Annotated in this window: 24 protein-coding genes; 21 read left to right on the forward strand and 3 right to left on the reverse strand. The window is 39.2% G+C overall.

Going from position 1 to position 20,397, the window contains the following annotated elements; genetic code table 11:
• The first annotated feature begins 16 nt into the window (after nucleotides 1–16).
• The 11 genes from BK584_RS20925 to BK584_RS20975 all read left to right on the forward strand — a co-directional run bounded on the left by BK584_RS20925 (nucleotide 17) and on the right by BK584_RS20975 (nucleotide 8,908).
• A complete protein-coding gene (locus BK584_RS20925; protein WP_078394385.1) occupies nucleotides 17–949 on the forward strand; it encodes a carbohydrate ABC transporter permease in 933 nt (310 codons plus the stop codon).
• A complete protein-coding gene (locus tag BK584_RS20930; RefSeq protein ID WP_169871434.1) occupies nucleotides 949–1,776 on the forward strand; it encodes a carbohydrate ABC transporter permease in 828 nt (275 codons plus the stop codon). The genes BK584_RS20925 and BK584_RS20930 overlap by 1 nt, the downstream gene beginning before the upstream one ends.
• Nucleotides 1,777–2,041: 265 nt before the next feature.
• Nucleotides 2,042–2,545 (forward strand): SRPBCC family protein, encoded by a 504-nt coding sequence (locus BK584_RS20935; RefSeq protein WP_078394387.1) that lies wholly within the window; start codon nucleotides 2,042–2,044, stop codon nucleotides 2,543–2,545.
• A 543-nt stretch (nucleotides 2,546–3,088) separates the two neighbouring features.
• Nucleotides 3,089–4,042 carry a sugar-binding transcriptional regulator gene (locus BK584_RS20940; RefSeq protein WP_169871436.1) on the forward strand — a complete coding sequence of 318 codons (954 nt, stop codon included), beginning with the start codon at nucleotides 3,089–3,091 and terminating at the stop codon, nucleotides 4,040–4,042.
• The gene (locus tag BK584_RS20945) at nucleotides 4,042–4,491 is read left to right on the forward strand and encodes a transcriptional regulator GutM (RefSeq protein WP_169871438.1); all 450 of its coding nucleotides are present in this window, start codon (nucleotides 4,042–4,044) and stop codon (nucleotides 4,489–4,491) included. Before BK584_RS20940 ends, BK584_RS20945 begins: the two co-directional genes overlap by 1 nt.
• Entirely contained in the window at nucleotides 4,491–5,060 is a 570-nt protein-coding gene (gene srlA, locus BK584_RS20950; protein WP_078394390.1) for a PTS glucitol/sorbitol transporter subunit IIC, read from the forward strand. Before BK584_RS20945 ends, srlA begins: the two co-directional genes overlap by 1 nt.
• Nucleotides 5,053–6,072, forward strand: a complete 1,020-nt coding sequence (srlE, locus tag BK584_RS20955) for a PTS glucitol/sorbitol transporter subunit IIB (protein ID WP_078394391.1) — start codon at nucleotides 5,053–5,055, stop codon at nucleotides 6,070–6,072. The genes srlA and srlE overlap by 8 nt, the downstream gene beginning before the upstream one ends.
• 17 nt (nucleotides 6,073–6,089) lie before the next feature.
• A complete protein-coding gene (locus BK584_RS20960) occupies nucleotides 6,090–6,446 on the forward strand; it encodes a PTS glucitol/sorbitol transporter subunit IIA (RefSeq protein ID WP_078394392.1) in 357 nt (118 codons plus the stop codon).
• A gap of 19 nt (nucleotides 6,447–6,465) precedes the next feature.
• Nucleotides 6,466–7,248: a sorbitol-6-phosphate dehydrogenase gene (srlD, locus tag BK584_RS20965; RefSeq protein WP_078394393.1), complete on the forward strand. Its 783-nt coding sequence runs from the start codon at nucleotides 6,466–6,468 to the stop codon at nucleotides 7,246–7,248.
• Between the two features lie 19 nt (nucleotides 7,249–7,267).
• A complete protein-coding gene (locus BK584_RS20970) occupies nucleotides 7,268–7,951 on the forward strand; it encodes a transaldolase family protein (RefSeq protein ID WP_078394394.1) in 684 nt (227 codons plus the stop codon).
• A 123-nt stretch (nucleotides 7,952–8,074) separates the two neighbouring features.
• Entirely contained in the window at nucleotides 8,075–8,908 is an 834-nt protein-coding gene (locus tag BK584_RS20975; RefSeq protein WP_078394395.1) for a GAF domain-containing protein, read from the forward strand.
• Nucleotides 8,909–8,968: 60 nt separating this feature from the next.
• Here BK584_RS20975 and BK584_RS20980 read toward each other — a convergent pair whose 3' ends face one another.
• Entirely contained in the window at nucleotides 8,969–9,235 is a 267-nt protein-coding gene (locus BK584_RS20980) for a hypothetical protein (protein ID WP_078394396.1), read from the reverse strand.
• Between the two features lie 742 nt (nucleotides 9,236–9,977).
• Here BK584_RS20980 and BK584_RS20985 point away from each other — a divergent pair.
• Nucleotides 9,978–10,802 carry an STAS domain-containing protein gene (locus BK584_RS20985; RefSeq protein ID WP_245808925.1) on the forward strand — a complete coding sequence of 275 codons (825 nt, stop codon included), beginning with the start codon at nucleotides 9,978–9,980 and terminating at the stop codon, nucleotides 10,800–10,802.
• A gap of 57 nt (nucleotides 10,803–10,859) precedes the next feature.
• Here BK584_RS20985 and BK584_RS20990 read toward each other — a convergent pair whose 3' ends face one another.
• Nucleotides 10,860–11,483, reverse strand: a complete 624-nt coding sequence (locus tag BK584_RS20990; RefSeq protein WP_078394397.1) for a hypothetical protein — start codon at nucleotides 11,481–11,483, stop codon at nucleotides 10,860–10,862.
• Nucleotides 11,484–11,742: 259 nt separating this feature from the next.
• Between BK584_RS20990 and BK584_RS20995 the strand changes: the two genes are divergently transcribed.
• The 9 genes from BK584_RS20995 to BK584_RS21035 all read left to right on the forward strand — a co-directional run bounded on the left by BK584_RS20995 (nucleotide 11,743) and on the right by BK584_RS21035 (nucleotide 20,017).
• Nucleotides 11,743–13,146 carry an AMP-binding protein gene (locus BK584_RS20995; RefSeq protein WP_078394398.1) on the forward strand — a complete coding sequence of 468 codons (1,404 nt, stop codon included), beginning with the start codon at nucleotides 11,743–11,745 and terminating at the stop codon, nucleotides 13,144–13,146.
• Nucleotides 13,139–14,257, forward strand: coding sequence for an acetyl-CoA C-acyltransferase (locus BK584_RS21000; RefSeq protein ID WP_078394399.1), 1,119 nt, complete (start codon nucleotides 13,139–13,141; stop codon nucleotides 14,255–14,257). Before BK584_RS20995 ends, BK584_RS21000 begins: the two co-directional genes overlap by 8 nt.
• Before the next feature lie 76 nt (nucleotides 14,258–14,333).
• Nucleotides 14,334–15,698: a hypothetical protein gene (locus tag BK584_RS21005; RefSeq protein ID WP_078394400.1), complete on the forward strand. Its 1,365-nt coding sequence runs from the start codon at nucleotides 14,334–14,336 to the stop codon at nucleotides 15,696–15,698.
• A gap of 267 nt (nucleotides 15,699–15,965) precedes the next feature.
• Nucleotides 15,966–16,721 (forward strand): M15 family metallopeptidase, encoded by a 756-nt coding sequence (locus BK584_RS21010; RefSeq protein WP_437182755.1) that lies wholly within the window; start codon nucleotides 15,966–15,968, stop codon nucleotides 16,719–16,721.
• Between the two features lie 70 nt (nucleotides 16,722–16,791).
• On the forward strand, nucleotides 16,792–17,433 hold the full coding sequence (locus BK584_RS21015; protein ID WP_078394402.1) for a pentapeptide repeat-containing protein: 642 nt from the start codon (nucleotides 16,792–16,794) through the stop codon (nucleotides 17,431–17,433).
• A 58-nt stretch (nucleotides 17,434–17,491) separates the two neighbouring features.
• Nucleotides 17,492–17,881, forward strand: coding sequence for a DUF1259 domain-containing protein (locus BK584_RS21020; protein WP_281255772.1), 390 nt, complete (start codon nucleotides 17,492–17,494; stop codon nucleotides 17,879–17,881).
• Between the two features lie 232 nt (nucleotides 17,882–18,113).
• The gene (locus tag BK584_RS21025; RefSeq protein ID WP_078395791.1) at nucleotides 18,114–18,560 is read left to right on the forward strand and encodes an ASCH domain-containing protein; all 447 of its coding nucleotides are present in this window, start codon (nucleotides 18,114–18,116) and stop codon (nucleotides 18,558–18,560) included.
• Nucleotides 18,561–18,572: 12 nt separating this feature from the next.
• Nucleotides 18,573–19,454, forward strand: coding sequence for an aminoglycoside 6-adenylyltransferase (locus BK584_RS21030; protein ID WP_078394403.1), 882 nt, complete (start codon nucleotides 18,573–18,575; stop codon nucleotides 19,452–19,454).
• 143 nt (nucleotides 19,455–19,597) lie between these two features.
• Nucleotides 19,598–20,017 carry a DUF5391 family protein gene (locus BK584_RS21035; protein ID WP_078394404.1) on the forward strand — a complete coding sequence of 140 codons (420 nt, stop codon included), beginning with the start codon at nucleotides 19,598–19,600 and terminating at the stop codon, nucleotides 20,015–20,017.
• 51 nt (nucleotides 20,018–20,068) lie between these two features.
• On the opposite strand, the gene BK584_RS21040 is transcribed toward BK584_RS21035, so the two are convergent.
• A complete protein-coding gene (locus tag BK584_RS21040) occupies nucleotides 20,069–20,344 on the reverse strand; it encodes a DUF3986 family protein (protein ID WP_078394405.1) in 276 nt (91 codons plus the stop codon).
• Between the last annotated feature and the right edge of the window lie 53 nt (nucleotides 20,345–20,397).

The following is a 20,397-nucleotide window of genomic DNA, read 5'->3' on the forward strand; positions in this document are numbered from 1 at the left end:
TAAAGGGGGATTGCGTATGAAGCTTGAACCGTTAAAGCAACGATTACTCACGAAGAAAAGAATGAATTTTTCGAAAAAAGAGAAGGTTTTTGGTTATTTATTTACATTACCTGCTATTTTAGGCTTGCTGCTTTGGACATTAGGCCCTATACTAGCAAGCCTTATACTTAGTTTCACAGACTATCAAGTGATCTCTCCGGGAATTAATTGGATTGGCTTTGAGAATTATTTTACGATTTTCAGAGAAGATTTGTATTTTAAGCAATCACTTGTTGTGACCCTGTATTTTGCGATTGCAAGTACTGCTGCGACCCTTGCGGCAGCTTTGTGCATTGCCTTGTTGATGAATATGAAAGTAAAGGGCCAAGGGATTTGGCGAACTTTATATTATTTGCCTGTACTCGTGCCTGCAGTAGCCGCAAATATTTTATGGATGTGGCTTTTTAATCCAGAATTTGGAATGTTAAATGGGATCCTCCGTTTTTTCGGGCTTCCTGGTTCAATGTGGATTTATGATGCAGCCACAGTTATTCCTTCCCTTGTGTTGCTTAGTGTATGGGGATGTGGAGGAGCGGCACTCATATTTTTGGCTGGGCTTCAAGATATCCCAAAAGACCAATTGGAAGCAGTCGAACTTGATGGTGGAAATACTTGGCATAAATTTCGTTTTGTTACGATTCCAACACTTTCACCGATTATATTCTTTAACTTAATAATGGGGCTGATCGGTGCTTTTCAAACTTTTAATCAGGCCTACATCATGACAAATGGTGGACCAAACAATGCTAGTCTGTTTTATGTATATTTAATTTATCGTGAGGCGTTTGTAAATAGTAGGATGGGTTATGCAAGTGCACTTGCATGGATCCTCTTTATTGTTGTAATGATTTTTACGTTAGTTATATTTCGTTGGGGGAAGGGTTGGGTATTTTATGGGGGGGCAAAGTAATGAAGGGAATAGCATTTAAAGCAATTGCCTATGGTTTGTTGTTTGTTGGAGCAGGACTCTCCCTTATTCCATTCTTTTGGATGGTACGCAGCTCGTTTATGACTACGACGGAAATCTTTCACTTTCCTCCTAAGCTATTACCAGAAACGTGGTTATGGGGAAACTTCCTCGAGATTTTTAATGTTGTACAATTCAGTCTTTATTTTAAAAACACCTTGTTTGTGCTTATCCCTGTAATTATAGGCACGGTCGTGACGAGCTGTATGTGCGGATACGGATTTGCAAGATTAAACTTTCCAGGAAGAAATATATGGTTTGCTTTAATAATTGCAACGATGATGTTGCCTCCAGCAGTGACGTTAATTCCAACGTTTATGTTGTGGACAGAGATTGGTGGGATTAATACATTTTGGCCGCTTGTGTTACCAAGTTTCTTTGGAGGCGGAGGTTTCTTTATTTTTTTGATGCGGCAGTTTTTTATGAGCATTCCAAAAGAACTTGATGAAGCAGCATTAATTGATGGTGCAAATTATGTTCAAATATTTGTCTTTATTCTTTTGCCTCTAGTAAAGCCAGCAATATTAGTTGTTTCCTTTTTTACTTTTACGAACGTTTGGAACGATTTTTTTGGTCCTTTAATTTATTTAAATGATGAATCGATGTTTACTTTGGCATTGGGCTTATTACAGCTTCAAGGAAGCTATACATCTGATTGGAATTTAATTATGGCTGCGGCGACTGTAATGACAGTTCCAGCTATCCTCATCTTTTTCCTAGGACAGAAATATTTTGTTGAGGGCATAACATTGACAGGGATAAAAGGGTGAGAACAAACGAGTTTGATAATAACGATTCTTCGAGGCTAGGTGAAGATAGTCAACTATGTAGTTGACTATTTTTTTGTAGTATACTTAACCATATGGAACGTTTAGAAAATATGGTGCATGTTCTGTCTAATCCAGTGAGAAGAAGAATGGTTGTATTGAGAGGCAGAAGCTTTGACAACGGTTCATCAATAGGCTCTTTTTATGAGCGGTTTTGGAATCAACGAAGTGCAAAAAAACGAAAAAATAAGGACGCTGATGATAAAAGATGAGTGAGTATTCAACAACAACTTTAACAATGAAAAGGCATTTCAATGTTTCAAGTGAACGAGTATACGATGCTTGGTTAAATCCGGAAATGATGAAAAAATGGCTTTTTACATTAGAAGCAACAAATCAGAAGGCGGCAAATGATCCGCATGAAGGTGGAACATGGGAAATTATTGATCGCCGAGAAGGAAAAGATTATCGAGCAATTGGCGATTACCTCGTAATTGATCGTCCTAAAAAACTTCTGTTTACCTTTAAGATGCCACAATTTAGTGAGACTGTAGATCACATTACAGTCGTATTTGAACCAGTAGGCAATGGGTGTGATATGACATTTAGTCAAGAAATCATCGTTCCCCATGAAGAAAATTGGACAGAAGAGAATATCGAAAAAGCATTAACAGAGTTTCATGATGGAAGTGAACATGGGTGGAATTTAATGTTTATCGGTTTAAAGCAATTAGTTGAGGAAGGGTTTATTTCTTTTGAGAAAGACGTGTAAGAACGTTGAGCTAGAAGATGCAATCTTTGATAAACAAGTGAAGAAGAAACACTCTTATTCATTCAAGCTGTCTGAACAAATTAGAATAAAGTTGTAGGGAGGGGGCTCAAATAATGAGTTCCCTCCTTTTTTAACCTCACTAATCATCCATTTCCAAGTGACTAAAAACTCCGGCTAAAATGAAGACCCCTATATAGACAAGCTCCTCTTAGAAAAAGTAATCACTAGTAAACCCACACTTATGCTTTAAGTGATCCAACAAACGAAATGTAATCAAAAGATAAAATAAAATCTGTTAATAAAATCATTATAAGGTGAAAGATCACTAGGCTTGAATCAAGAGGAAATCACTGATACATGATGTTCTTAAATCTAAACGCATCTTATGTAAAACATATGCACAAAAGTGCAAATGGGATTTGAATTTATTTACATATGCAAAAATCAATTGACTATGTGCGATGAAAGCGTTTATATTCATGTTGTTGAAAACACAAATGATCAAATATTGCACATATGTGCAAGTGGGGTAGAGGTGATTGCATGAAGTGGCAGGAGGAACGTCAACTTGTACTCGTTGCAAAAATGTATTACGAAGAAGCACTCACACAGAATGAAATTTCCAAACGTCTCGGCGTGTACCGTACAACGGTGACGCGGATGCTTCAAAAAGCTAGAGACGAAGGGATTGTGCAAATAAAGATTGCTAGTACACATCGTGTTCGAGTTAATCTTGAGAATGAGTTATGTAAAAAGTTTGGTTTACTGGAAGCTGTCGTTGTACCGATTGAAAGCCAGACAAGAGACGAACGACTTGAAGCTTTAGGGCAATCCGGTGCGGAATTGCTTGATCGAATCTTAATAGATGGCGATGTTGTAGGACTTGCCTGGGGGGATACACTTGGGACGATGTCAGAGGTGATGTCTTCATTTAAAAAAAGAGATGCTACTTTTGTTCCGATCGTTGGCGGTCCAGGGAAGATGCATGTAAAACATCATATTAATACAATCGTTTACAATTTTGCGCGTGCGTTTAAGGCAAGGTCGCAATACATTGATGCTGCTGCAATCGTTGAGTCGGCAGACGCGCAAAAAGAAATAAGTAGATCAGCTTACTTACAAGATGTGTTGAAGTTGTGGCAACAAATGACCGTTGCTGTCATTGGGATAGGTGCGCTTTTTCGGTCGTCGAACCTGGTGTGGAGTGGGTTTATTGGGGAGGAAGAGAAAGAATTGCTTGAAGAGAAAAAAGTGATTGGTGATATTTTGTCTCGTTTTTACACGATTGATGGAAAAGAAGCACAATCTACTCTTAGTGAACGGACCATTGCTATTGAGCTTGAACGCTTAAGAAAAAATCGGACAACAATTGCAATTGCTGAATCAAAAGAGAAAGTACCTTCTATTATTGGTGCACTTCATGGGGGCTATATCACGCATCTTGTTACGGATGAGGAAACAGCAAACGATATCATGAAGTGGGGGGGGACAAAGTAGTGGTGATTCTACTAGCTGTTCTATGTTTGGCTGTCGGTTTTTTGCTGCAAAGCGTGTTAGGTTTTTGGCAAATCAAGAATTTTAATGAGCGTTATCGTGAGATGCGCGAAGAGGGACAAGTCGCCATTGGACGATCAAAAGGGATTGTTCGAACTGGTGTGATCTTGATGCTATTAATGGATCGAAAGGATAACATCATTCGCGCAGAGCGTATGCAAGGAATGACGATCTTTGCAAGATTTAAAGAAGTACCTACTCTTGCAGAACAGCCGCTCTTTTATATGGATCAACCAGTCGAAGCTCGTTTAGATCGGTTTACAAAGAAAGCGCTTCATGATGCGCGCCATGTGTACCAAGTTGTGAAAGCAGGAGGAGAAATTAAGCCTCCGAAAGCACCACTATCAAAATTGTTTTCAGTATTTACAAGAAAGCGTGAGGTGAATGGATAATGGATTTTCTAATTCGTGCAGCGGAAGGATTTATTGGTTTATTTGAAGAGGGAGCCCAAACGTTTGTTGGTCTCGTCGTTGATATCGTTCCGTTATTAATTATGTTGCTAGTCGCAATGAACGCAATCATTCATTTTGTGGGTCAGGAACGGATTGAGAAGTTGGCGATGAAATCGTCGAAGAACATCTTCACTCGGTATCTTGTTTTACCTGTTATTGGTACATTCTTTTTTCTGAATCCAATGACCTTATCGTTAGGACGTTTTTTACCTGAACGTTATAAACCTGGTTATTATGCCTCAGCGAGTTATCATTGCCACTCTATGAATGGGTTGTTTCCACATGTAAATCCAGCGGAGTTATTTGTATTTCTTGGTGTTGCTGCGGGGATTACCCAACTTGGCTATTCAACAGCAGAACTTGCTTTACGTTACTTCCTAGTAGGGGTTGTTATGAATATGATTCGGGGACTTGTAACGGACTGGATGGTTTATTATGTCGAGAAGCAACAAAAAGTAAAGTTAAAAACGACAATGGGCGATTCAGTAGGAGGAACAAACAATGGCTGAGTATAAAGCGGTTCGAGTGAAAAAAGGCTCTGGTGGTTTTGGTGGACCACTCGTCATTAAACCAACAGAAAAAAAGAATAAAATTGTTAATATAACGGGAGGCCCAATCTCTGATGTCGGTTCAGCACTGGCGGAACTGACAGGAGCAGAACTTATCAATGGCTTCAAAACATCGGTTCCAGAAGACGAAATAGCAGCGGTCATTATTGATTGTGGAGGAACATTAAGAGCGGGGTTATATCCGAAGAAGAGAATTCCGACAATCAATATTATGGCTACTGGTCAAAGTGGGCCAATGGCAAAGTTTATTATAGAAGATATTTATGTTTCTGGTGTAAAGCCAGCACAGCTAATGATGCTTGATGAGAATGGAGAAGAAGCTGCTACGGCTAATCGGTTGGAACAATCTGTTCTAGAAAAAGCAACGGAAGAAGGAAAAAAAAGTTCGTACGATACTAGCAAGAAAATTACAGATCAAAATGATAACCTAATGGCCAAGATTGGCAAGATGATGGGCGGGGTTGTGAATGTCTTTTATCAAGCGGGACGTGATGCAATTGACACCGTTCTAAAGACAATTCTACCGTTTATGGCGTTTGTCTCTCTATTGATCGGTTTAATTTTAGCATCTGGTATTGGTGATGTGATTGCCAATATTCTAACACCTCTTGGGGGCACAATATGGGGCTTGCTCATTTTATCTGCAATTGTTTCTTTTCCGCTCTTATCCCCTTTTCTTGGGCCAGGAGCTGTTATCGCACAAGTCATTGGAACATTAATTGGTGTTGAGATTGGTCGTGGTAATATACCTCCTCAATTTGCCTTGCCTGCTCTTTTTGCGATTAATGCTCAAGCGGCTGCAGACTTTGTTCCAGTTGGACTTGGCTTAGCTGAAGCAGAACCAGAAACGGTTGAAGTAGGTGTGCCAGCCGTTTTATATGGGAGGTTTTTAACCGGTGCACCAACCGTATTTGTAGCGTGGTTAGCGAGTTTCGGTATGTATGATTACTAAATTTAGGAGATGTAGAAATGATTTATAAAACGACAGTAACAAAGATGGGGCCGAGCGCTGGAGATTTCTTAGAGGAGAACATGATTATTTTATTTAAAGATAATGCACCAGAAGAACTTGCCGAATTCTGCGTGCTTCATGAAGAAAACGAGCTTAATGGTGAAGTTGTGAAAGGAGATACGATTACTATTGCTGGTAGTTCATTTAAAGTAACCGCTGTTGGTGAAGCTGTCGGAAAAAACTTACGTGCACTTGGCCATATCACCATTAAAGCAGATGGTGCAATGGAGGCTGAATTGCCAGGGACGTTATCTGTAGAAGCGAATGAATTACCTAAAATCGAAGCAGGCCATACAATTACAATTACGAGATAAATAGAGGAGTGGAGATAACATGAATCAAATAGAGAAAACAGCTGTTGTTGCGGGTGGAGGACAAAATTTAGGTGAGCATATTAGCTTACGTTTAAGCAAAGAAGGGTACAGCGTTGTCGTAGCTGATCTACAAGAAGAAAAAGCAAAAGCTGTTGCTGCAAAAATTACAGCAGAAACAGGCAATGATACGCTTGGAATTGGGTTTAATACAACAAACGAAAATGATGTCGCCAACGTCATGAAGTTGACGGTTGAAACCTTTGGTTCACTTGATTTGCTTGTGTATAACGCAGGTGTGGCTCGGAGCACGAAGATTGATTCATTTACAAAGGAAGACTGGCAACTTTCCCTGGATGTTAATTTAACAGGATACTTTTTATGCGCACGTGAAGCAAGCAAGTGGATGATGGAACAGAATCATGGCAATATCATTCAAATCAATTCGAAGTCAGGAAAAGTAGGTAGTAAACATAACGCAGCTTATTCTGCTTCGAAATTCGGTGGAGTGGGCTTAACGCAAAGCTTAGCGCTTGATTTAGCTGAACATAATGTTCGTGTGAACTCGATTATGCCAGGGAACCTCCTATCTTCACCAATGTTTCAAAGCTTAATACCTTCATATGCAAAAAAGCTAGGCATCTCTGAAAGTGAAGTAGAGCAAGTTTATACAGACAAAGTCCCGTTAAAGCGTGGTTGTACGTATGATGACGTTGCTAATGCAGTTGTTTTTTACAGTTCTGAACAAGCATCGTATATGACAGGGCAGTCAATTAATGTGACTGGTGGACAAGTGATGTTTTAATAATAAAGGAGGTTTTAAAATGTCTTTTACTTTACTTATGGATGGGGCAAATGCGGACGTATTTCGTTCTCTGTCTCAATTTCTGCCATTGGATGGTGTGACAACCAATCCAAGTATACTAGCAAAAAACACGACAATCTCGGCAGAGGAGCAATTGGTACGAATAAATGAAGTATTGTCTCCAAATCAACCGCTCCATGTACAAGCAATTGCTGAAACGGTTGATGGAATACGGAAAGAAGCAGAGCAAATTAGAAATGCATTTGAGCGCGAAATATGCATTAAAGTGCCCGTTTCTACAGAAGGCATGAAGGCTATTAAACATCTTGTACAAGATGGAGTGACAATAACAGCAACTGGCATCTTTACTACACAGCAAGCATTTTTGGCAGCGAAAGCAGGGGCAAGTTATGTAGCTCCTTATGTGAATCGGATTGATATTCAGCATGGAAACAGTATGGAGGTTATTAGACGCATTCGACAGCTATTTGACACGTATGGAATGCCAGCTCGGATTCTTGCTGCTAGCTTTAAAAATGTACGGCAAATTGAAGAAGCCATGCTTGCGGGCGTACATGAAGTGACTGTTGCTCCAGATTTATTAGAGGTGTTGCTCAATCATCAAGGAACAGACGCTGCGGTGAAACAATTTACGAACGAGTTCAGTAATGCATTTGGTGAAGGGAAAACACTATTTGAATAATGAGCGAGACGTCAACTAAATAAGGTTGACGTCTTTTGTTAATACTACGAGACAGACAAGCAAGCGTGCATGATTATTAATAGGCATGTTATACTGAGCCTACTTTATAAAGAAACGGAAAGGATGTTCAATTTGACGAACCATCAAGCACTTATAGCTGTATCGTATAAGTTCTTTCAAATGATTAGTGATGAGTTAAATGTGAATACAGCTTATGTCACAAGGCGGGATCCAAATGCAATGATGGTTCTTAGCTCATTCAACAAGGATGAAATGATTATTCCGGAAGGATATGCTGTTGATTACGGGGAGACGTATTGCCGCCTTATTATTCAAAATGATGAAGATGTGATGCACACAAACAATTTGGCGACTTTTAACCTAACACGAGAGCTAGAAGTGACGGAACAATTAAGCGTCAAAGGATTTTTAGGAGTAACATTAAGAGACTTTAACGGGGATGTTTTTGGTACGTTATGTGTGATGGACAAGGAGGAAAAACAATTTACCGAGGAAAACATTGCTTTCTTAAAAAACATCGCAGACATTCTTTCTTACTTAATCGATTTAGATGAAACAACTCGAAATCTTGATTTATTAAGTGTACCAATTATTCCAATAAAAGCGGGTGTGGCGATTTTATCGTTACAAGGAAATATAAACGCAACAAGAAGCACAAAAATACTCGAAGAAACATTGGATTATGCAGCAGTAAATAAAGTGCGCTACTTTATTGTTGATTTATCGCAGCTCTTGTTATTAGAACAACGTTTTCCAGCTGTCTTAAAGAATATCTTTATGTCATTAAAGATTATGGGTGTTCGTGTATTTGTGACCGGTTTAACTGCAGAGATCGTTCTGAAAGGCGCGGCTAGAGATGAGCTTATTGATCTTGATATCGCTTTTGTGAAAAACATTGAAGAAGCATTAAACGAGGTAGGATACACGCTTAATTAAATGAGGTGTGTAATGAATAGGAATAGGCCAGAAAAAAAACGAGTGAAAGCTCGTTTTTTTTTAATTATAGAATTGTAATTGTTTCGCTAATAGGTAGGCAATCTCTTTGCGGTTAAACATGTTTTTCATGTTTTCATATCCAGGTCGATCTAATAGGACTGTGTTTTTTAGAACGTCACATTGTGGCGATGTTTGAGAAATCGATAACATGCCGTCTTGTTCAACTAAGTATGTTTCCGTAGTCGTTTCAATGTCCAGTTTATAATCAACTAGATGGAGCAATTTTAATATTTTGACGGCTTGGATTAGTTCAGGATCTTGGTTCATAAGATCCTCCTTTCATACAGGAACAAGCAGTTTTCAACTGTTAAGCAGGTTTTATTTATACGTCATTGCGATTACGTTCCAGTCATGTTGATTTGGAAGTAAATGTGTGTTCAGTTTATTTGCAAATGAGTGGGCGGCTATCGACGTGGAGAATTGTTTTTCTCTATGGCTGCTAGAATCCTTTAGGCTAATATATTCCCCGTTTATTTTACGAACAAGTTTATAGATATCGGGGCCTCCTAAATAATAGATTCAGCTAAGTAAGCTGTCAATTTAGTATGACATTTTTTACTCTTAAAAGACAGCAATTTATACGTAAATAGTCCAAATTCCCACATTATTAGGATTTTAAACATTATTTTTGTTGATGAACGTGTTTATGACTTTTGTTATGAAGGAAAATACTTAGATCGTGTCATAGAAAAGGCGTGCTTTCTATAATCATGAGTAAATCTAGTATATGGAAAGCAAAGAATCGAATGATTAAGGAAAATGAAAAGAAGCTCTTCTTGTGAGACTTAGAACAGTTACGGCGTGAAAGGCAGTTGATGCGTTTAAATATGGAAGAAAGGCGCTTTTTCAAGACGCACATTCGGTTACTAGCAAGTGTGATAGAAGAGAGCGATAACTTGAAACAACGAATGAGATGAAGGAATAAAGTTAATGATGGACAATTGATTGGAAAGCTGGTAATTATTATAGAGTATAGTCTTGTTATCACAGGAAAAAAGGAGGGATTAAGTTGTCGTCATTGTATGAATTTATGAAAGAGAAAACATGGAATTTAACAGAATCATGGTATGCAAGTTTAGACAAAACAAAAGATGGCATTTATGGTACAAGCGATCCTGAAAAAATTGAGCTGTTAAAAAAACAAAATTACGAATTTCATTTGTTGTTCTGTGAGATCTTTAATGAGGATAGTGAGAATTTGGAGGAGAGGTTTGATCAGTGGCTTGATAAAATGGCTGCCGACCAAGGTCATTTAGCAACGCCAATTCCGCAAATTATTGATGAGTTTCTAACTGTTCAAGAACAATACTTAGATCTTGTTTCTGAATATAGTTATCAAAATCGAGAAACGACATCATTTACGCAAAATCAAGAATGGAACCGAATGGTGTCTAAGTCATTCCGTAAAATCATTACTGAATTTGGCGAAAGGAATTTGGCCCAAGCACAACACGTGATGCAATCACAACAAGAAATGATTACTGAGCTTAGTTCGCCAGTTATTCCTCTTAATAAAAACGTTGCGTTACTTCCGCTTATTGGTGAAATCGATACACACCGTGCGAAAGTCATTTTTGAGCAAACACTTGACCAATGTGTTTCGATTCAAGTCGAATCCTTATTAATTGATTTATCTGGTGTTCCTGTAGTGGATACGATGGTAGCGAATCAGCTATTCTCTCTTGTAGAGGGGCTAAAGCTAGTCGGAACAAAAGCTTCACTTTCAGGATTGCGACCTGAAATCGCCCAAACATCCATTCAATTAGGAATTGATTTTAGCTCCGTTAATATTTACTCTACCATTTCTCGTGCTCTAGAAAAAATGAACGCTTAGGTAGTACATAAAAAGTAGACAGGCCCCTCCGATAATAGAGAGGCCTATTTTCGTATATTATATCCTTTGTTCGTTTAGAATTTGTCCCCGTATCTCCCATGATGCTAAGTTAAATCCTGCTTTTACTCCATTGGTGAACCCTTCTTGGTAAGTTTTTGTTCCTTCTGCAATCTTCTCATCTTGAACAATCTTGTTTTTCTGGATAAGGTCTAACAGCTCATGAACAGAAGTTTCAGTTAATTCATTTGTGTTAGCGATATAGATAGATAAGTAGTTTGCCACTTGTTCATAAGCAAATGCCATGCCTTCAAACATTCCTTTCTGGTATTCAGGTGTAAGTTGCTGAAGTTCGTCGATGGCTTCTTCAGGGATACCATCAAGATAAGGTGCTTCTTTCACTTGATCGTATAAGGATTCAGTACTTTGAGCGATTGAGCTATCCGTTTGACGTCGAAAGTGTTTTTCTAATTCAATGAATTGATTTCTCATTAGTCGGTCTCCTTTTTTATAATCAAATTCTCGTACCATTCGATTAACGACATAGCGATATGCAGTGTTCATGCCTTGATAGATTTTGTCGCCGCTTTTGCTTTGCGTCCGTGAAGTAATCTCCAACTGAATAAAATCTTCAATACAATCTTCAATCTTAGCGCCACGGAACATGCGCTTACGGTAGTCCAATTGTTATCACCTCCAAGTTCTTTTTAGCTTACTTTAAATGTTTACATTTGTAAACAAAAAAGTGATTATTCTTAAATTGTTGAATTCAAATGAAAATAGCGAGTTTTGCCTAATTGTATATTTGCAATAAGGGTAACGAAATACAACAACAAGTATGTTGAATGTGTGAAAATAAAAATGTTATCCGCAAAGAACTACTGGTTGACAATGGAAAGCGAATCTCCTACCATTCATTAAAAAGAGTTTAGGAGATGGGACTGTGCAAATTGGTGAAATGATAAGAGCGCATGCAGACAAGCAACCCGGCAAAAGTGCAATTGTGTATCGAGGAAAAAAGCGGTCATACGCTACAATCCAGAAAGATATCGATACGTACCGGCATTTATTTGTTGCAAAGGCCCAACAAACTGGACTTGTTCCTCCTCTTCGTATAGCGATTGACTTAACAGAAACGGATGACCAATTGCTTGCATTTTTAGCGGTCGCAAGTCTTGGCTGGATTGGAGTACCCAGTAATGACGCATGGTCAAACCGAGAGCAAGATGCGGCATTCGCTTTGTCAAAAGTAGATGTTCTTTTAACAGATAAGGATCAAACTGCACGTTTACCTATCTGGAGAATAAAGGGAGTAAAAGCGAATAGAGAAGACGTTGTGTTGCCAATAGCAACTAAAACCGATTCATTTTATATTGGGTTCACGTCTGGGAGTACGGGAAATCCGAAAGCGTATATGAGGACCCATCGATCATGGTCGGCAAGTTTTGATGCGGCAAAGGATGTGTTTGGTCTTTGTTCAGGAGACCGAGTTAGTGTGCCAGGTTCTTTGTTTCATTCACTGTTTTTATTTGCAGCTGTACTTACGTTACATATCGGAGCAACCGTTTATTTGGAGTCATCGTTTGCTCCTCATCAAGTCATTCAAACAGTAAAAAATGAGGATATTAACATTATTTATGCAGTCCCCACGATGACACAAGCACTAATTGGAGTTGCAGAAAACCCAATTGAAAATGTGACGGCTGTCATTGTGTCTGGCGCAAAATGGAGTAAACGACAACGGGAACGAACAAAAGGGTCTTTTCCAAATGCGGAGTTAATTGAATTTTATGGTGCCTCTGAGCTAAGTTTTGTCTCGTATTTAAATCATAGTAAAACTGAACAGAAGGAAACAGCCGTTGGTACACTTTTTCCAGGTGTGGAAATGAAAGTGGATCAAGAACAACGATTATATGTTCATAGTCCATACTTGTTTGTTGGTTATGTGGGTGAATTAGCTGCGGTAGGTTGGCAGACCGTTGGTGACATCGGTTATCTAGATGATCATAACGTTGTGCATGTAAAAGGGCGTACAGGCAATATGCTTATTATAGGTGGTCATAATGTGTACCCAGAAGAGGTCGAGCGTCTAGCGAAAACATTGCCGTTTGTTGACGAAGCTATTGCAGTTGGAATCAGCCATGATTACTGGGGCAAGCAAATGGAATTATATATAAAAGGTGGCGGAAATGTACCAAATGATGCGAAACGGCAAGTTCGTGTCTTATTAAACAATGAGCTTCCACCAGTCAAACGTCCGAGAAGAATTCATTTTGTGGATGCTTACCCTGTTTTAGCAAGCGGCAAGATTGATCGTCAAGCATTAGTAGGTCAATCAAATGAATGAGGTTTTTATTGTAAGAGCGAAGCGCACAGTCATTGGTCAGAAACGAGGACTGCTTGCGAATAACCGTCCGGAAAAGCTAGCTGCTATGGTCTTTCACCATTTAACAGATGGTATTCCCTTTGAACAAATTGATGGGGTCATTCTTGGTAACGCTGTTGGTGAAGGCGGAAATATAGCAAGACTCTCCTTGTTAGAGGCCGGCTTGTCCATGAGCATTCCTGGTACAACAATTGATGGCCAATGTGGTTCGGGACTCGATGCCATTATCACAGCTGCTAGACAGATTCAGGTTGGTGCTGGAGAAGTATATATTGCCGGTGGAACTGAAAGTACAAGTTTAGAACCAGAGCGTATTCCAACCAATGGATTAGCCCCTTTAACTCGAGCCCGTTTTTCACCAGAAACAATCGGGGACCCAGATATGGCAGTGGCGGCTGAGAATGTTGCCACACTTTATGGGATTTCACGAGAGCAACAAGATGCTTACGCGGCAAGAAGTTATGAACGAGCATATATAGCGGAACAAGAGGGACGGTTTCGTCAGGAGAAAATTTATGAGCATCGTTATCTTGCTGACGAAGGAATTAGGAAAGTGAGTGAGCGATTGCTAAAGCGAATGCCTTCTATTAGCAACCAAGCGGGGAGTGTAACGGCGATTAATTCATGTGCGAAAAGTGACGGTGCCGCAGCGGTTTTACTGATGTCAAAAGAGGCATGTGAACGGCTTGGTTTTGATCCGATCCTTACATTTATTGATGGGGCAAGTGCTGGCTGTGATCCAAATCTTGCGAGTTTTAGTCCTGTGCCTGCCATAAGAAAGTTACTTGATCGCCAGAAACTTAGATTGGATCAAGTTGATCTAGTTGAATGGAATGAAGCGTATGCCGCACAAATGGTTGCGTGTAGTCAGGAATTGAATTTAGATGCTAGCAAACTAAATAGAAGTGGAGGCGCATTAACGCTTGGTCATCCATACGGTGCATCAGGTGCAATTAACGTAGTCCGACTCGTGCATGAGATGTCGAGTAGTGGAGCGAAGATTGGGTTAAGTGCGGTTGGGGCGGCAGGTGGAAACGGCACGGCGGCGTTGTTTTATAAAAGCGATGTTTGACGACATGACTTTTCAAGTGAATCATACAATTCATAGCGGAAAAGGTGATATACTCAGTAAAGATTAATCAAAGTGGGTGTCGGTTATCTTTTATTTATACTTATTCATTGTTTTATTTTATCTAGTAAATGAAGTGTATGCTGTTCCTATTTTACAAACACTCATAGGCATTCTTGCTCTTATCGTCATTGTTTTAAATATTCGAAGAGCCAGCCGGTTGTATTTATGGGCTGGTCTTTCTTTCTTTACACTTGGCCTCCTATTTTATTTTATGTATGTTCCATCTGATGTCCCGTTTTTTCACTTGTTTGGTTCAATGGCGGGCTTATTGTCTCTTTTATTTGTTTTGCCTTATATGAGTACCATCATTTCGGTTGGAAAATATGACCGCGCGCTTGGGCATATGATTAGTCGCCCGCCTGAATTAAATTCAATCCGGCTCTATCGCAGAACATCGATTATGACCTATATGCTAACACTCTTTTTGAATGTTGCTACAGTACCAGTTGTGGTCGCAACGGTAAAGAACAAGTTAAATCAACTTGGTCCGGTTGTTATCCAGCGTTTCTTTGCTCATAGTATTTTGCGGGCGTATGCGCTTGTTTTGCTGTGGAGCCCGACGGAAGTGCTTGTTGCGTCCACTGTCGATTTAACAGGTGCAAGTTACCTCACGCTTTTGCCAACACTGTTTGTCATTAGTACGTTGTTTATCTCAATTGACTGGTTTCTACATAAGCGTCAATTAAAGGACGTACACTTGCAAGTGCCAGTAGTGTCAATAGCTGACCCACGTTCCCTTAACCGTAAACTGTTACAACTGGGGATGGCAATTACCATTTTTATTGTTGCGTTGCTTGTTTTTAATGCGCTAACGCCACAAACATTTTTGTTTTCAGTAACGATATTAATTGTTCCATTTACGTTCTTATGGGCAAAGGCCATTCATAAGGGAAAACGGTTTGCCAAACTGAGTTTTGTTTATGTAAAAGGAAACACAACACAGCTTCATGGTTTATTTTTCTTGTTTTTAACAGCAGGTTTTTTTGTTGAAGTATTTCCTTACACGGTTTGGTTTGACTACATGAATGCTGTATTTGCTTTTACCTTTAACGAGGGGTCCTTGTTTTTGTTTTATTTGCTCGTAGGCCTGTGTATTTTTAGCTTTGCACTTATCGGGTTTCATCCGCTTATTTCCATCGCAATTATTTCGCCATTTCTAACCGATGCGATTGCTGCGCATCCATATGGGGTTAGTTTATTGTTAATCGGTGTTGGTTTAAGCACAGTGATGATTGGTCCGTTTAACGTAACTCCAACGATTTTGGCGCTGCAACTACAAGCCAATCCTTATAGCATTATCCGAAAAAACCTGGTCTTTGCACTTTGTTATTTGCTTTTTATCGTCACTACGGCTTATTTCTTTAGTTTGCTTCTAGCTTAACTAAACCCACCATCGTTTTTGAACGATGGTGGGTTTTTTAGACTAAGGACAGAAAATCTACTTCTATGGATAAGATTGGTAAGAAAAAAGAACGAATGGTTCTTGAACATTTATACCTCGTGGCGTATTGTTTTTGTTAACGTAGAAAGATGTCATCTTTTGTCTTGTTTTCTATCGTTTAAAAAGAATTAGATCCGTCAAGACTTGATGTATTCTTACGTTTTGAATCGCATATAGAAAACAGTTGTTAAGAAAGTTGGAATGGTAGTGCGAAAATATGTAACATGTGTGGGCTTATTGGCTTTATTGACAATGGCAGGTTGTGCAGATACAGACCAAGAGCGAGGAAATACACAGATAAATGAGGATGAAGGAAATGAGTCTCGTTTAACAATTGATGAAAAGTACTTAAATGAGTTAATTGAAGTGGATGGAGTGTCAACTCTCGCAAACCCTGAAAATATTGCTGCAAATGTGAATCCGGAGCATCGTCTCCCAGACGGATATGAACCACCTGATTTGGTCGCTCCAGATATCCGTTTTTCATTTGATGATGATGTGGACAAGCGTTATGTCCGTGAAGAAGCAGGGACGGCCTTGGAGGAATTATTTGCTGCAGCTGAAGCGGATGGATACATTCTTTATGCCATTTCTGGCTATCGTTCATTTGAGCGACAAGAGTCGATTTATGGAACCGCAATTAATCAGGATGGAGCGGATCAAGATACAGTCGCTGAACCTGGGCATAGTGAGCATCAAACGGGCTTAGCGATGGATGTTTCGAGCCAGTCGGTTAATCTGGAATTAACAACGGAATTTAAAGAAACACCAGAAGGAAGCTGGCTGGCCGAAAATGCCCATCACTTTGGCTTTATTATTCGGTATCCTGAAGGTGCAGAGGAAATAACGGGATATAGTTATGAGCCATGGCATCTACGCTATGTAGGTGAGGAAGTTGCACAAGATATTTTCGACAACCACTTGACACTTGAAGAATACCACGAAGAAGTCGTTGGTATTTAATAAAAATTCGACAATGACCCAGAATGAACCCAAATGAATACATTCATTTGGGTTCATTCATTAAATAGGAGTGAGTGTTATCGTTAAAGAGCCCGTTATTACAGATGATGTTCTGAAAAAGAAGGAGATCAATACGATTATTGATACTCTGGACCCGGTAATCACTGTTGCATTAATTGAAGAGGAAGTCCATGAAGAAGCTGTAATAAAGAATTTGGAATTAAACAACTGTCGTGTAAATAAAGTATCTATGCCTCTAGCGAAATTGAAGAAAGCAGATTTTATAGACGTAGCATTCCATAAGTGCGATTTTTCTAATGCTGATTTTTCTGGTGCCTATATGAATCGAGTGCTATTTAAGAACTGCAAAATGATGGGCGCAAAGCTAACAGACTTGAATGCAAAAGATGTTGTTTTTGAAGAATGCCAGTTATCGATGGGGATGTTTGGAGAAAGTACGTTTACTCATTGTGCTTTCAGATATGGGAACTTAACCTCAAGTGATTTTTATCACGTTCAGTTCAAAGACATGGAATTAACCGAATGTGATATTGATCGAGCAAATTTTGAAGGCACGAGTTTAAAACAGATTGATCTTAGTACATGCCTTTTTAACTCGATTACCGCTGATCTGCATCGGTTAAAAGGCTGCACGATTAACGAGTACCAGGCTCCTTTTTTTACACAGTTGCTCGGTTTAAATGTAAAATAGCTCCGTTCTATAGCGCCTCCTTTTTTCATACAGTTATGAAAAAAGGAGGTCTTTTAAAGTGGATCCCCAGCAGTTATGCCAGCAAGTTGCTCAGATGTTAAACGGGAAACCCAGCATGGAAAATGGTGTCTGCTCAGTCTCGATTCTTCGGCATTTGAACGTAACCATTCAAGGCCGACCAACCCATGGAGCCATTCATGCAGGCGTGACATTCGAGTCATTAGATCACGAAGGAAACGCGCTTAATCTAGGGGAGGTCGCCTTGCTTGAAGATGAGGTGCCAAGGTTTACGAACAGTTTAATCAGTAATGGTCTTATCGTCAGTGCCATCCATAATCATTGGCTTTTTGCAAACCCAAATCTTATTTACGTTCATTATCAGTCAGTTGAGGCCCCACTCGCATTTGCTCATAAAACAGCTCAAGCTTTTGCACAATTGCATGTATAAAAGTAGAAGGGATTTGCTGGATGATGTTTTTAGTCGTTAGGGTGAATTCTTGAATTGTGCGGAATGATTTTTGCTTTTGTAAAAGCAATGGTGGTTTTTAACTCATTTATTGTCTAATGGTTTTTAGCTTAGGCTGGTATAGGTTGTTATTCGTTAAGTGATAGCATAACGCGAAAGCAAGTACCTAAAGGAGTAGGTGCATGCTTTTTTTAATGAGAGGATGAAGCGTGTTATGAATGAAGCGGCAAGACAATACTGGAATTCTTTTTGTGCGAAGATAGGTACCGTAACAGAAGCGAGTGCATTTGCATTTGGTGATAAACCAGACGACTTAGCAAAATTAGTCATTCAAGGTCAAAAAACAGCAACAAGTTCCGCAGCGATTTTCTACGAAAAGAACGATGTACCTTTTCCAAAAAAAGGTGATTATGCGATTGTCTTAAATGGAAAGAATCAGCCGGTTGCCATAATCGTGACCGTAGATGTTCGTTTGACGCCCATGAACGAAGTGAGTGAAACATTTGCAATCGCAGAAGGGGATGGTTCTTATGAAAATTGGAAAATCATTCACGAAGCTTACTTTCAGCAAGAACTTGAAAAAGTAGATCAAGCGTATTCTAGTGATCTATTGCTTGTTTGTGAATGGTTTGAAGTGGTGGATGTGTTGATGCGTTCATAGAGGAGGGAAAGAATGAGAAGTGAACAAGAAATGATGGATTTAATTTTAACTTACGCAAAGAAGGATGACCGTATTCGAGCAGTTTATATGAATGGCTCAAGAACAAATCCCCGAATACAAAGCGATATCTTCCAAGATTACGATATCGTTTACGTTGTAAAAGAAACAGCCACTTTTATACGAGATGCTACGTGGATTCGTGTTTTTGGGGAGTTATTCATGCTTCAAGAACCTGATAAACTGGATCAAGGTCGCAGTTTGGAAGTGAATTTCGAGCGTACATATGCATATTTGATGTTGTTTAATGATGGAAATCGACTAGATCTTCGTCTACAAACAATAGAGGCTACTCTTTCTGAATATGGTGAGGATAAGCTAACGATTCCGTTGCTTGATAAAGATCAACTGTTGCCTACTATTGGCCCGCCTAGCGATGCAGATTATCATGTGAAAGAGCCTTCAGTTGGTGAGTTTACTAGTTGCGTTAATAATTTCTGGTGGTGTTTACAAAACGTAGCAAAGGGGATTTGGCGTGATGAGCTGCCTTATGCGAAGCTCATGTTCGAATACACTACAAGGCATACGTTGGATGAAATGGTATCTTGGTGGATTGGAATAAATACAGATTTCGAGTTGTCGATTGGAAAGTTAGGAAAATACATTAAACGCTACTTACCGGAAGCGTATTGGGTTATGTATAAAGAGACATACTCAGATGCTTCTTACGATACTATGTGGAAATCTATTTTTAAAGCGTGTGAATTGTTTAGAATCTTGGCAATAGATGTGGCGGAGAAGTTGGGTTTTAATTTTCCACAGGACGACGATAAAAATATGACTAAGTACCTTAATCGAGTTAGGCATCTTCCTACAGATGCAAACAAATTCTTTTAATGCGGTAATTTCAGTTCGTTTATGTGATGCATCTTCAATTATTCTTTTAGGTTGAGATACTTTTCAGTCCGAAGACTGATTTTTTTATTCGAAATAATGAGTAAAATTATACAGAAGTGAGAGGTTGGAGGAGTGTGTTTTTAATGACAAATCAAAAGAAAAAAGTGTTCATGTGGTCGGTGGTATCGATGTTCTTATTTTGTTTGTTAACTGTCCTCATCACATTAACGCCACTGGCTGAACATGGACAGAATTCAAATCAATTTGGTGATTTTGGAATGTGGAGTGGGCTCGCGATGACAGTTGTATCATATGCAGGTGCAATTGTGATGTATCTTATTGGAGGGCCGTTTTTCAAAGTGGTTTATACCATTGTCGTCAGTCTCGGTATATTTATTAATGGATCGTTGTTAGCAGTGTTTTTTGCGGTTCATCTATTTATGGAGATTTTCACACCAGTAACCATTGTTGCTGCTGCTATTAGTGCTTGTTTAATTGTTGTCAATTTCATTTGTATATTTGCAGCTAACAAGTCAGAAAGAAGTCCGTTACCGGTTAGTTAGTTTGGCTATAGAAAGACCACTAGGAAACGCCTTCAACACGAAGGCGTTTGTTTAACGAATAAGACCTTCTATTTTCAAAAATGTTTTTAAATGTGTGGCACCGGTTTGGCTGTTCATCTCCTCTTGTGCATAGAGACCGACTAAATGACCCAAATCGTCACTCTTTGGGTAACGTTCCGGGTGACGGAGAGTAAGGTTATACGTATTGGGGTCGAAAAACAAACACCAGACTGGTTCCTGTGCCACTTTAAAAAAGATTCCTTCAAGATCATATCCATCTTCATAGTAGCCAACGTGAAGGTGAATGGAGTCATCAAATTGGAGCAAAATGGGTCACCAGCCTTTTTGTTTAATAATAAACGAAAAGAAGTGATTAAAAC

The organism is Shouchella patagoniensis (genome assembly GCF_002019705.1).
Taxonomy (GTDB): domain Bacteria; phylum Bacillota; class Bacilli; order Bacillales; family Bacillaceae_D; genus Shouchella; species Shouchella patagoniensis.